Source organism: Streptomyces sp. NPDC021115, assembly GCF_044333065.1.
Taxonomy (GTDB): Bacteria; Actinomycetota; Actinomycetes; order Streptomycetales; family Streptomycetaceae; genus Streptomyces.
This window is the reverse complement of the sequence record NZ_JBIRQF010000001.1, coordinates 121,031-133,297: the sequence shown is the minus strand read 5'-3', so window position 1 is coordinate 133,297 and position 12,267 is coordinate 121,031. Positions and strand designations below refer to the sequence as shown.

Here is a 12,267-nt window from a genome sequence, read left to right as displayed (position 1 = left end):
TTGTCCACCGGCGCCGGGTCGTCCACAGAAATCCACCAAGATCCCTGAATTCGGGGCGGGCGCGTCACAGTCGGTGCCGGAGGTGGTGCCGAATGAACGCCCGGGGAGCACTGGGCCGCTACGGCGAGGGGCTGGCCGCGCGCCGGCTGGCCGAGGCCGGTATGACCGTCCTGGAGCGCAATTGGCGATGCCGGGACGGCGAGATCGACATCGTCGCCCTGGACGCCGGGGCGCTGGTCGTGTGCGAGGTCAAGACGCGTCGCGCGGAGGGGTACGAGGCGCCGACGGAGGCGGTCGGGCCCCGCAAGGCCGACCGGCTGCGGCGGCTCGCCGAGCGCTGGCTTGAGCGGCACGGCGGACCGCCGCCGGGAGGCGTGCGGATCGACTTGGTGGGCGTGGTGCTGCCGCGGCGCGGCGCGCCGGTGGTCGAGCATCTGCGGGGGGTGGCCTGAATGGGGTTCGCCCGCACCTGCTCGGTCGCGCTGGTCGGGGTCGAGGGCGTGGTGGTCGAGGTCCAGGCCGACCTGGAGCCCGGCGTGGCCGCCTTCACCCTGGTCGGCCTGCCCGACAAATCCCTGGTGGAGAGCCGGGACCGGGTCCGTGCCGCCGTGGTCAACTCCGGAGCCGCCTGGCCGCAGAAGAAGCTCACCGTCGGGCTCAGCCCGGCGTCGGTCCCCAAGGGCGGCAGCGGCTTCGACCTGGCCGTGGCCTGTGCGGTGCTCGGCGCCGCCGAGCGCATCGACCCGCGGGAGATCGCCGATCTGATGATGATCGGGGAGCTGGGTCTCGACGGCCGGGTCCGGCCCGTGCGCGGGGTGCTGCCCGCCGTGCTCGCGGCCGCCGAGGCCGGATACCGGCAGGTCGTGGTCCCGGAGCAGACCGCGGCCGAGGCATCCCTGGTCCCGGGCGTCTCGGTGCTCGGCGTACGGAGCCTGCGCCAGCTGATCGCGGTCCTCACCGACGAACCGGTGCCCGAGGAGGACGAGCCGCTGGAGGCCGGGCGGCCCGATCCGATGCTGGCGGGGCTCACCATGCCCGGCTCGGGCATGGGCCCCGGAGTGGCCGCGCTCCCCGGGTCCGGGACGGGGCGCCCCGATCTGGCCGAGGTCGCGGGTCAGCGGGCCGCGCGCACCGCGCTGGAGGTCGCCGCCGCCGGGGGCCACCATCTGTTCCTCGTCGGGCCGCCTGGCGCGGGCAAGACCATGCTCGCCGAGCGGCTGCCCGGACTGCTGCCGCCGCTGACCCAGCAGGAGGCGCTGGAGGTCACCGCCGTGCACTCGTTGGCCGGAGCACTGCCACCCGGCCAGCCCCTGGTGGAGACACCGCCGTACTGCGCACCGCACCACTCGGCGACGATGGCCGCCCTGGTCGGCGGCGGCAATGGGCTGCCGAGGCCGGGCGCGGTCTCCCTCGCCCACCGGGGGGTGCTCTTCCTGGACGAGGCGCCCGAGTTCAGCGGCCGGGCCCTGGACGCCCTGCGGCAGCCGCTGGAATCGGGCCGCGTGGTGGTCGCCCGCTCCGCGGGCATGATGTGCATGCCCGCGCGCTTCCTCCTCATGCTGGCCGCCAACCCCTGCCCGTGCGGGCGCCACGGGCTGCTGGGGGACGGCTGCGAATGCTCGCCCTCGACGGTCCGCCGCTACCAGTCGCGGCTTTCCGGCCCGCTGCTGGACCGGGTCGACCTGCGCGTCCGCGTCGAGGCGGTGAACCGGGCCGAGCTGACCGGGGCGGGCGGCGCCGCGGAGAGCACCGCCTCGGTCGCGGCCCGGGTGCGCGAGGCGAGGGAGCGGGCCGCCGCGCGCCTCGCGGACACCCCCTGGCGGCTGAACAGCGAGGTGCCGGGCCATGAGCTGCGCACCCGCTGGCGGGCCTGCCCCGGGGCGCTCCGCGAGGCCGAGCGCGACATGGAGCGCGGGCTGCTCACCGCCCGCGGTCTGGACCGGGTGCTGCGGGTCGCCTGGACCGTCGCCGACCTCGCAGGGCACGACCGGCCGCTGGCGCCGGACATTGCCCGGGCCCTCCAGCTGCGCACCGGAGTGTCCCGCGGGGTGCCGGTCGGCGCGGGAGAGTGCTGATGGCCACCTGTCCGGTGGGAGGCCCCGCCGTGGCGCCCGGGATGCCACCCGCCGGGGAGCCCGGGCCCGGCGTGAGCGACGAGGAGCGGCTCGCCCGCGCGGCCCTCACCCGGCTCGTGGAGCCCGGCGACAAGGCGGTGGGGCGCTGGTTGCGGCGGCTGGGGCCGGTCGGGCTGCGACGGGCGCTCACCGGGGAGGACCGGCCGCCGCATGGGGCGAGCCCGCAGCGGCTGGCCGGATGCGCGCTGCGGGCCCGCGGTCTCGACCCCGCGGCCGACCTCGGCCTGATCGCCGCGGCGGGCGGGCGGTTCGTCTGCCCCGGGGACATGGAGTGGCCCGGTCAGCTCGACGACCTCGGGGACGCTCGCCCGGTCGGGTTATGGGTGCGGGGGCCCGCGTCGCTGCGCATGTGGGCGCTGCGCTCGGTCGCGGTGGTGGGGGCGCGGGCGTGCAGCGACTACGGCGCACATGTCGCGGCGACGATGGGCGCCGGGCTCACCGAGCGGGGCTGGGTGGTGGTCTCCGGCGCCGCGGCGGGCGTGGACGGCGCGGCACACCGCGGGGCACTGGCCGCGGGCGGCGCCACCGTCGCCGTGCTCGCCTCAGGGGTGGACACCCCCTATCCGCGGGGGCACGCCGAGTTGATCGAGCGCATCGCGGAACAGGGGCTGGTTCTGGCCGAGTTGCCGCCCCGAGCGCACCCCACCCGCAGCCGCTTCGTGCTGCGCAACCGGGTCATCGCCGCGCTCACCCGCGGCACGGTCGTGATCGAGGCCGAGTACCGCAGCGGGTCGCTGGTCACCGCGCGCCGGGCACAACAGCTCGGCCGGTCCACCATGGGGGTGCCGGGGCCGGTCACCAGCGGGCTGTCCGCGGGGGTCCACGAACTGCTGCGTGGTGAGGCCGTCCTGGTCACCGACGCCGACGAAGTCGTCGAGCTGATCGGCGGCATCGGGGAGCTCGCCCCCGTCCGGGAAGGGCCCCTCGTCGAGCGGGACCTGCTCGATCCCGTGACGGCACGGGTGCTGGAAGCGTTGTCGGCACAGGGCGGCAACGACGGACGCGAGGTGGCCAGGGATTCCGGGACGAGCTGTGAGGAGGCCGTGGGCCGCCTCTACGAACTGCTCGCGCTGGGTTTCGTCGAACGCCATGGCGACCGCTGGCAGTTGGTGCCGCCCGCGCGCCGGAGTGACGGCACACGGCGAGGCGATCCCTCAAATCGGGGCAATCGGGTGAAAGGGTTGTGGCGATGACCGTATCCGCACACCGCCGAGCCGCCGCCCTTCGCATACCGCGACGTCGCAGTCACGCTACGCTCACAAGGTTTCCGGTGGAAGCGTACGACCTCACCCATGTCATGGCAGAACGGCTCAAGGCGACGAATGCCCCAGCACATCTCCGGGTCTGACCGCGCGGCGCCGCCCGCTGCCCGCGGCGCGGTGCGCCCCGCGGCACCGTCCTCGCTCGACGAGCTGTGGCGGTCGTACAAAGCCACGGGCGACGGGCGGCTGCGGGAGCAGCTGATCCTGCACTACTCGCCACTGGTGAAATACGTGGCCGGGCGGGTCAGCGTCGGGCTGCCCTCCAACGTCGAGCAGGCCGACTTCGTCTCGTCCGGCGTCTTCGGACTCATCGACGCCATCGAGAAGTTCGACCCCGAGCGCTCCATCAAGTTCGAGACCTACGCCATCACCCGCATCCGCGGTGCGATGATCGACGAACTGCGGGCGCTGGACTGGATCCCGCGCTCGGTCCGGCAGAAGGCCCGGGCGGTCGAGCGGGCCTACGCCACGCTGGAGGCGGCGCTGCGCCGCACCCCCACCGAGGTCGAGGTCGCCGCCGAGATGGACATCAGCGTCGACGAACTGCACGGGGTCTTCAGCCAGTTGTCGCTCGCCAACGTGGTCGCCCTGGAGGAGCTGCTGCACGTCGGCGGCGAGGGCGGCGACCGGCTCAGCCTCATGGACACCCTGGAGGACACCGCCGCGGACAACCCGGTCGAGGTGGCCGAGGACCGGGAGCTGCGCCGACTGCTCGCCCGGGCCATCAACACCCTTCCGGAGCGCGAGAAGACCGTGGTCACGCTCTACTACTACGAGGGGCTCACCCTGGCGGAGATCGGCCAGGTCCTCGGTGTCACCGAGAGCCGGGTCAGCCAGATCCACACCAAGTCCGTGCTCCAGCTGCGCGCCAAACTCGCCGACGTCGGACGCTGAATCGTCCCGCCGGGGTTCGCCGTGGCCGTGACGTCATCGTGACGTCTCCGTAGAGTGGTGGCGTGCCCAGGATTCGAGCGGCCTCAGTGGCCGAGCACCGGACGATGCAGCGCGGCGCCCTGCTGGAGGCCGCCCGCTCCTTGCTGTCCGAGGGCGGTACGGAGGCGCTGACCTTCCCCGCACTCGCCGAGCGCACGGGCCTTGCCCGCTCGTCCGTCTATGAGTATTTCCGTTCCCGCGCGGCCGTGGTCGAGGAGCTGTGCGCCGTCGACTTCCCGATCTGGGCCGCCGAGGTCGAGGCCGCCATGGAGGCGGCCGGTACGCCCGAGGCCAAGGTCGAGGCGTATGTGCGCCGACAGCTCGCCCTCGTCGGGGACCGCCGCCACCGTGCCGTGGTGGCGATCTCGGCCGGTGAGCTGGACGCGGGCGCGCGCGAGAAGATCCGCGCCGCGCACGGCGGGCTGATCGGCATGGTGGTCGAGGCCCTCGGCGGGCTCGGCCATCAGCAGCCCCGGCTGGCCGCGGTGCTGCTCCAGGGCGTCGTGGACGCCGCGGTCCGCCGCATCGAGCTGGGCGCCGCCGAGGACCCCGAGCGCATCACGGAGGCGGCGGTCGCCATGGCCCTGAACGGCGTCCGCGGCTGAGACCTCGCGGCCAGCGCCCCGGACTCGGCGCTGCATCTGGCCGACTCGAACTCCGCAGGCGGCGTCCGGACCAGGCTGCCGCGGCCGCCAGGGCCGCGCACGGGGCCAGGCCCGACGGGGCGGTGGGGGACGCGGTGGCTGCCAGGCGGGGCCGTGCTCCGGTCGCCGGAAGGGGCGACTCCGTAGCCCCTTCAGCAACGGGCGGGACGCCGAACACCGGCAGCAGCCGCGACGGCCCGCCCCGCAGCATCGACCGCGGCAGCAGCGACAGCGGATCCAGGTAGCGGTCCCCGCGCCGCAGCCCCCAGTGCAGGCATCCGGCCGGACAGTGGAACGGCCCCGCCTCCACCACCCCGACCACCTGCCCCGCCGCCACCCGCGCGCCCTTGGCCGCCGTGGCCCGCACCGGTTCGTAGGACGTCCGCAGCGGAGGGTCGCCGCTCCCGGACAGCTCGATGGTGAGCACCCCGCGCCCCGCGACCGGCCCCGCGAAACTCACCTGCCCCGCGGCCGCCGCCCGCACCACCTGCCCCGCCCGCGCCGCGAGATCGACCCCGCGATGGCCCGGCGCCCATGGCGCGGGCGGCGGCCGCCACGCCCTCAGCACCGAGGGCCGCAGCGCCCCCTCCGGCCCGGCCACCGGCCATGACCGCGCATCGGAAGTCGGGGCCGCCGACGGGACCGCCTCGGCGGAGACACGGAAGACGCACATCAGGAAGACCCACATCAGAACGCACAGGGCCGGAGCCCACACCGCACCAGGACGTCGCATGTCACCCACCGTGACGCCAATCGCCGCATCCGGTGGATCATGGACGCGAACTGGGGACTACCCACGGGTTGTGGATATCGCCGTCACCCGGCACCGCACGGGTCCCGTACACTTCTTATGGCGATCCGGGTCACCGGATCGACTTCGCACGCCCCGCCGCCCGCGCCCCGAACACGCATCGGCAGCACGGCGGCCGCGCCCCTCGGTCCTCGGACGAGCCCCCTACCAGGGCCCTCGTTCGTGGCAGGCGCGCCGGGGCGTCAGGAGCGGCGGCCGCCCGGCCGCCGTGGAACCGAGTACCTCAAGGAGTACGGCCATGGCCGTCGTCACGATGCGGGAGCTGCTGGAGAGCGGCGTCCACTTCGGGCACCAGACCCGCCGCTGGAACCCGAAGATGAAGCGCTTCATCTTCACCGAGCGCAACGGCATCTACATCATCGACCTGCTCCAGTCGCTGTCGTACATCGACCGCGCCTACGAGTTCGTCAAGGAGACCGTCGCCCACGGCGGCTCCATCATGTTCGTCGGCACGAAGAAGCAGGCGCAGGAGGCGATCGCCGAGCAGGCGACCCGCGTCGGCATGCCGTACGTCAACCAGCGCTGGCTGGGTGGCATGCTGACCAACTTCTCGACCGTCTACAAGCGCCTTCAGCGCCTGAAGGAGCTCGAGCAGATCGACTTCGAGGACGTGGCCGCCTCCGGCCTCACCAAGAAGGAGCTCCTGGTCCTCTCCCGTGAGAAGGCCAAGCTGGAGAAGACCCTCGGCGGTATCCGCGAGATGCAGAAGGTGCCGAGCGCCGTCTGGATCGTGGACACCAAGAAGGAGCACATCGCCGTCGGTGAGGCGCGCAAGCTCCGCATCCCGGTGGTCGCGATCCTCGACACCAACTGCGACCCCGACGAGGTCGACTACAAGATCCCGGGCAACGACGACGCGATCCGTTCCGTCACGCTGCTCACCCGCGTGATCGCCGACGCCGTCGCCGAGGGCCTCATCGCCCGCTCCGGTGTCGCCACCGGCGACGAGAAGGCCGACAAGGGCGCGGGCGAGCCGCTCGCCGAGTGGGAGCGCGACCTGCTCGAGGGTGAGAAGAAGGCCGACGAGCCCGAGGCCAAGCCGGCCGAGGCCGCCGCCGAGAAGCCGGCCGAGGAAGCGAAGCCGGCCGAGGACGCGAAGCCCGCCGAGGCCGAGGCTCCGGCCGCTGCCGCGGACGCCGAGCAGGCCTGACCACTCAGACGGTGTACAACGGCGGGGGACGGCGCGACGGCGCCGCCCCCGTCGTTCACCCGTAGAGCTTTCGACTTTCGAGAAGAGATTCACAGATCATGGCGAACTTCACCGCCGCTGACGTCAAGAAGCTCCGCGAGCTCACCGGCGCCGGCATGATGGACTGCAAGAAGGCGCTGGACGAGGCCGAGGGCAGCGTCGACAAGGCCGTCGAGATCCTCCGCGTCAAGGGCCAGAAGGGCGTGGCCAAGCGCGAGAGCCGCAGCGCCGAGAATGGTGCCGTCGTCTCCCTCATCGCCGACGACAACACCTCCGGCGTGCTGGTCGAGCTGAAGTGCGAGACCGACTTCGTGGCGAAGGGTGACAAGTTCGTCGCCGTCGCCGACGCGATCGCCGCCCACGTCGCCAAGACCGTCCCGGCCGACCTGGAGACCCTGCTCGCCTCCGAGATCGAGTCCGGCAAGACCGTCCAGGCGTTCGTGGACGAGGCCAACGCGACCCTCGGCGAGAAGATCGTCCTCGACCGCTTCGCGCAGTTCTCCGGCGGCTACGTCGCCGCGTACATGCACCGCACCAGCCCGGACCTGCCGCCGCAGGTCGGCGTCCTGGTCGAGCTGGACAAGGAGAACGCCGAGGTCGCGAAGGACATCGCGCAGCACGTCGCCGCCTTCGCGCCGAAGTTCCTGAGCCGTGACGAGATCCCGGCCGAGACGGTCGAGAACGAGCGTCGCGTCGCCGAGGCCACCGCCCGCGAGGAGGGCAAGCCCGAGGCCGCCCTGCCGAAGATCATCGAGGGTCGCGTCACCGGCTTCTTCAAGGAGAACGTCGTGGTGGACCAGGCGTTCGCCAAGGACAACAAGAAGAGCGTCCAGAAGGTCCTGGACGAGGCCGGCGTCTCCCTGACCCGCTTCGCCCGTTTCCGCGTCGGCGTCTGAGCCGAGCAGCGAAACACCGGCGACACCGATAGGGTCGTAGGCAGCCAACCGTCAACCGGTCGGCCGCAGATGTGACGAGGAGGCCATTGCCGCAGAGGTCGTACCAGGACCCGTCCGGCAGTGGCCTTCTTCGTATGTGCACGAGGAGATCTCCAATGAATCACGGCGCGGACGCCAAACAGGCCGCCGACAAGAACGCGGACGGCCCAGCCCGACACGGCCGTTTCCTGCTGAAGCTGTCCGGCGAGGCGTTCGCCGGAGGCGGCGGACTCGGGGTCGACCCCGATGTCGTGCACGCCATCGCCCGCGAGGTCGCCGCCGTGGTGCGCGACGGCGCCGAGATCGCCATCGTGATCGGTGGCGGCAACTTCTTCCGCGGGGCCGAGCTCCAGCAGCGCGGCATGGACCGGGCGCGCTCGGACTACATGGGCATGCTCGGCACCGTCATGAACTGCCTCGCCCTCCAGGACTTCCTGGAGAAGGAGGGCATCGACTCCCGGGTCCAGACCGCCATCACCATGGGCCAGGTCGCGGAGCCGTACATCCCGCTGCGCGCGGTGCGCCACCTGGAGAAGGGGCGCGTGGTGATCTTCGGCGCGGGCATGGGCATGCCGTACTTCTCGACGGACACCACCGCCGCCCAGCGCGCCCTGGAGATCGACGCCGAGGCGCTGCTCATGGGCAAGAACGGGGTGGACGGGGTCTATGACTCCGACCCCAAGCAGAACCCGGACGCGGTCAAGTTCGACGCGCTGGAGTACGGCGAGGTGATCACCCGGGACCTCAAGGTCGCCGACGCCACCGCGGTCACCCTCTGCCGGGACAACAAGCTGCCGATCCTGGTTTTCGAGCTCACCGCCGAAGGAAATATCGCGCGCGCGGTGAAGGGTGAGAAGATCGGCACGCTCGTGAGCGACCAGGACTCACGGGCCTGACGGCTCGTTCGGGGGATGGACAACGGCCTGCCGGTCGGACACCGTGCAGGAGAAGACGCACGCAGGGGCGAGGCTCTGCCTACGGATAACACCAGGAGCAAGTGGTGATCGAAGAAATCCTCCTCGAGGCCGAGGAGAAGATGGAGAAGGCCGTTGTGGTCGCCAAGGAGGACTTCGCGGCGATCCGCACCGGGCGTGCGCACCCGGCGATGTTCAACAAGATCGTGGCTGACTACTACGGTGCGCTGACGCCGATCAACCAGCTCGCGTCGTTCTCGGTGCCCGAGCCGCGCATGGCTGTGATCACCCCGTTCGACAAGAGCGCGCTGCGCAACATCGAGCAGGCGATCCGCGACTCGGACCTGGGCGTCAACCCCAGCAATGACGGCAACATCATCCGAGTGGTGTTCCCCGAGCTCACCGAGCAGCGCCGCAAGGAGTTCATCAAGGTCGCCAAGGGCAAGGGCGAGGACGCGAAGATCTCGATCCGCAGCATCCGTCGCAAGGCCAAGGAGTCGATCGACAAGCTGATCAAGGACGGCGAGGTCGGCGAGGACGAGGGCCGCCGTGCCGAGAAGGAGCTCGACGACCTCACCGCGAAGTACGTCGCGCAGGTGGATGAGCTGCTCAAGCACAAGGAAGCCGAGCTGCTCGAGGTCTGATGAACGACTCTTCCTGGGGGGCCCCACCACGCGCCGGACTCTGGGGACCGACTGATCAGGGCACCTCCCCCGGCTACGGCTGGGAGGTGCCCCCTTCTTCGGCGGGTCCCGCGCACGAGGTGGCCGAAGCGGCGCAGACTCGCCCCATGCCCACCGTGCCGCACGCTGGCGGCGAACCCGGCGACGCCGCCGGCCGTGACCGGGGGGCCGCCCGGCCGGGCGGCCCCTTGTTCCGCGACGAGCAGGAGCCGCGGCCCGGGCACCGGCAGCCCCCCGGGCAGCCGCCGACGCCCCCCGCCCCCGCGCCGCCCGAGTCCGCCGGCGGCGCGCCCGGCAACGGCGGCGGCCAGGGGGCGAAGAAGAAGAGCGCGGGCCGTGATCTGCGCGCCGCGATAGGGGTGGGCGTCGGCCTCGGCGTGATCATCGTCGCCTCGCTCTTCATCTACAAGCCGGTGTTCGTCGGCGTCATAGCGGTCGCCGTGGTCGTCGGGCTGTGGGAGCTGACCTCCCGGCTGGCCGAGCGGAAGGACATCCGCGTCCCCCTGGTGCCGCTCGCCGTCGGCGGCGTCGCCATGGTCGTCGCGGGGTATGTGCGCGGGGCGCAGGGCGCCTGGGTGGCGGTGTCGCTCACGGCGCTCGCGGTGCTCGTGTGGCGGATGACCGAGCCGCCCGACAACTACCTCAGAGACGTCACGGCGGGCGTCTTCGCCGCCTTCTACGTGCCGTTCCTGGCCACCTTCGTGGCGCTCATACTGGCCGCGCCCGACGGCGCGCAGCGGGTGCTGACCTTCCTGCTGCTGACCGTGGTGAGCGACACGGGCGCGTACGCGGTGGGCTGGCGCTTCGGCAAGCATCCGCTCGCGCCCCGCATCAGCCCCGGCAAGACCCGCGAGGGGCTGCTGGGCGCGGTGGCGTTCGCGATGGTGGTGGGCGCGCTGTGCATGCAGTACCTGATCGAGGGCGGCGCGTGGTGGCAGGGGCTCATCCTGGGCCTGGCCGTCGCGGTCAGCGCGACCCTGGGGGACCTCGGCGAGTCCATGATCAAGCGTGACCTCGGCATCAAGGACATGGGCAAGCTGCTGCCCGGCCACGGCGGGATCATGGACCGGCTCGACTCGCTGCTGCCCACCGCGCCCGTGGTGTGGCTGCTGTTCGTGATCTTCGTGGGCGGCGGCTGAGCGCCCGTACGGAAGCCGTATGAGGCCCCGCGCCGCCCGTGGCGCGGGGCCTTCCGCATGTCTGCGACACTGGTACGGCCATGCCTAAGCCCGGAGAACTGGAAGTGACCGGGCAGCGGCAAGCCCCCTACCAGCGCATTTGGCGCGGATAGGGGGCCTGGTTTGGGTCACTGGGCCGTGTCTGGGCCGTCAGGCTCGGGCAGGCCGGTGAAGAGCCGATTCACGGCCTTCCGGGTGCGCTCCTGGCTCGACGGCATCAGGTGCGCGTACACCCGCAGCGTCAGGCCCGGATCGGAGTGCCCCAGGTACTCACTCACGGCCTTGATGCTCTCGCCAGCATCCAGGAGAACCGAGGCGTAGAAGTGCCTCAGCGCGTGCATGCCGTGTTCGCGGGCTGACTCGTACTTGCGGTCTTCCCCGGCTTCCGGGATAAGGCCAGCCGCCGCAAGCGCAGGCTTCCATTCCTGAATGTTGAAGTTGCTACGCCATACCAGCCCGCTTGCGGTGTTGGTGAACAGGAGGCGAGCAGTCACCTTCGGGCCGTCTGGTTTGCGCCAGGGCAGCGTGATCTCAACGGGCTTGTGCGCGTCCATGTGGGCTCGAAGGGCTTCGGCCACCGACGAGGGCAGCGGTACGTCTCGCTCCTTGTTGCACTTCGGCGGGGCGAACACAGCCTTCCCCCGGATGAGCTTCACCTGACGGACTACCCGCACGATTCCGCCATCGAAGTCCAACGAGTCCTCAGCGAGGCCAACAATCTCACCCTGGCGGAGCCCGCACCCGGCGCCCATGTCCACCATGGCCCGGTATCGCTCGGGGAGCCCGGCGCGGACCGCCAGAACCTGGGCAGGCAGCCACGGTACAACGCGGCGTTGCTCGGTGGTCGGCGGACGGACGGACTTCGCCGAGCACGGGTTTCGGGGCAACAGCCCGTCGTCAACAGCGGCACTGAGCACGGCTCGTACGTCGCCGTAGATGTTCCTCGCGTACCCACCGCTCACGGCGGGGTCCTGCTCCAGAGCACTCACTAGCGCACGGATGTGCTCCGGACGGAACGAGTCGAGCGGACGTGAGCCGAGTAGCCGGAAAGCATGCAGACGCAATCGCTGTTCGATCACAACCTGACTTGCTGGGTCGATGCCGTGCGTCTTCAACCACTTCTCGGCGTAGCCCTTGAAGGTGATTCGAGCGGCGCGAGGGTCGATGTACTGACCGCGCGACATGTCCGAAGCGGTGTCGGTGAGCCACTTCTCCGCAAGACGCTTCTGGCGGTCTGGAAAGCTCTTGGACTTCTCCGTACCGTCAGGACCGATGTAGCGAGCGCGGTAGCGCATGCCCGCGCCGTACCGATCGGTCTTGACCTTGACGGGCTTGCCGTCTGGCCCGGTCTCGGTCTTGTACCAGCGGTCTTGGATGTGTCCAGCCATCAGGCGACCCCTTCCAGCAGGTCAGCCACCCAGCGCCGTACGTCTTCGGGGTCGAATCGCAGGTGTCGGCCGACGCGGAAGCCACGCGGACCGGTGCCCTTGCGACGCCACTGGTAGATCGTCTCCAGGGGGACGCCGAGCAGGTCAGCGAGGTCTACCGGCGTCAGGAAGCGATCGGGCAGCGATCGAGCCACG

General features: G+C 71.5%; 13 protein-coding genes. 10 read left to right on the top strand and 3 right to left on the bottom strand.

Annotated features, from left to right (window positions below; genetic code table 11):
- Window positions 1-92: 92 nt before the first annotated feature.
- The 5 genes from ACH4TL_RS00570 to ACH4TL_RS00550 all read left to right on the top strand — a co-directional run bounded on the left by ACH4TL_RS00570 (window position 93) and on the right by ACH4TL_RS00550 (window position 4,935).
- Window positions 93-452 (top strand): YraN family protein, encoded by a 360-nt coding sequence (locus tag ACH4TL_RS00570; protein ID WP_398322555.1) that lies wholly within the window; start codon window positions 93-95, stop codon window positions 450-452.
- A complete protein-coding gene (locus ACH4TL_RS00565) occupies window positions 453-2,075 on the top strand; it encodes a YifB family Mg chelatase-like AAA ATPase (protein ID WP_398322558.1) in 1,623 nt (540 codons plus the stop codon). It begins immediately after the preceding gene.
- On the top strand, window positions 2,075-3,328 hold the full coding sequence (gene dprA, locus ACH4TL_RS00560) for a DNA-processing protein DprA (RefSeq protein WP_398322561.1): 1,254 nt from the start codon (window positions 2,075-2,077) through the stop codon (window positions 3,326-3,328). The genes ACH4TL_RS00565 and dprA overlap by 1 nt, the downstream gene beginning before the upstream one ends.
- A gap of 129 nt (window positions 3,329-3,457) precedes the next feature.
- A complete protein-coding gene (gene whiG, locus ACH4TL_RS00555; protein WP_398322564.1) occupies window positions 3,458-4,291 on the top strand; it encodes an RNA polymerase sigma factor WhiG in 834 nt (277 codons plus the stop codon).
- Between the two features lie 104 nt (window positions 4,292-4,395).
- Complete coding sequence (locus tag ACH4TL_RS00550) at window positions 4,396-4,935, top strand: TetR/AcrR family transcriptional regulator (protein ID WP_398322898.1); 540 nt, start codon at window positions 4,396-4,398, stop codon at window positions 4,933-4,935.
- Here ACH4TL_RS00550 and ACH4TL_RS00545 read toward each other — a convergent pair.
- The gene (locus tag ACH4TL_RS00545) at window positions 4,889-5,707 is read right to left on the bottom strand and encodes a peptidoglycan DD-metalloendopeptidase family protein (RefSeq protein WP_398322567.1); all 819 of its coding nucleotides are present in this window, start codon (window positions 5,705-5,707) and stop codon (window positions 4,889-4,891) included. The genes ACH4TL_RS00550 and ACH4TL_RS00545 overlap by 47 nt on opposite strands.
- Before the next feature lie 316 nt (window positions 5,708-6,023).
- On the opposite strand from ACH4TL_RS00545, the gene rpsB reads away from it, so the two are divergent.
- The 5 genes from rpsB (at window position 6,024) to ACH4TL_RS00520 (ending at window position 10,645) form a co-directional block, all read left to right on the top strand.
- Window positions 6,024-6,935: a 30S ribosomal protein S2 gene (rpsB, locus tag ACH4TL_RS00540; protein WP_398322570.1), complete on the top strand. Its 912-nt coding sequence runs from the start codon at window positions 6,024-6,026 to the stop codon at window positions 6,933-6,935.
- Between the two features lie 98 nt (window positions 6,936-7,033).
- Complete coding sequence (gene tsf, locus ACH4TL_RS00535) at window positions 7,034-7,870, top strand: translation elongation factor Ts (protein WP_398322574.1); 837 nt, start codon at window positions 7,034-7,036, stop codon at window positions 7,868-7,870.
- A 155-nt stretch (window positions 7,871-8,025) separates the two neighbouring features.
- The gene (gene pyrH / locus ACH4TL_RS00530) at window positions 8,026-8,805 is read left to right on the top strand and encodes a UMP kinase (RefSeq protein WP_398322578.1); all 780 of its coding nucleotides are present in this window, start codon (window positions 8,026-8,028) and stop codon (window positions 8,803-8,805) included.
- Window positions 8,806-8,909: 104 nt separating this feature from the next.
- Complete coding sequence (frr, locus tag ACH4TL_RS00525) at window positions 8,910-9,467, top strand: ribosome recycling factor (protein ID WP_009714720.1); 558 nt, start codon at window positions 8,910-8,912, stop codon at window positions 9,465-9,467.
- Window positions 9,467-10,645, top strand: a complete 1,179-nt coding sequence (locus tag ACH4TL_RS00520; protein ID WP_398322582.1) for a phosphatidate cytidylyltransferase — start codon at window positions 9,467-9,469, stop codon at window positions 10,643-10,645. The genes frr and ACH4TL_RS00520 overlap by 1 nt, the downstream gene beginning before the upstream one ends.
- Window positions 10,646-10,812: 167 nt before the next feature.
- Here ACH4TL_RS00520 and ACH4TL_RS00515 read toward each other — a convergent pair whose 3' ends face one another.
- Window positions 10,813-12,072: a tyrosine-type recombinase/integrase gene (locus ACH4TL_RS00515; RefSeq protein WP_398322585.1), complete on the bottom strand. Its 1,260-nt coding sequence runs from the start codon at window positions 12,070-12,072 to the stop codon at window positions 10,813-10,815.
- Complete coding sequence (locus ACH4TL_RS00510) at window positions 12,072-12,266, bottom strand: helix-turn-helix transcriptional regulator (RefSeq protein ID WP_398322900.1); 195 nt, start codon at window positions 12,264-12,266, stop codon at window positions 12,072-12,074. The genes ACH4TL_RS00515 and ACH4TL_RS00510 overlap by 1 nt, the downstream gene beginning before the upstream one ends.
- Window position 12,267 lies beyond the last annotated feature (1 nt).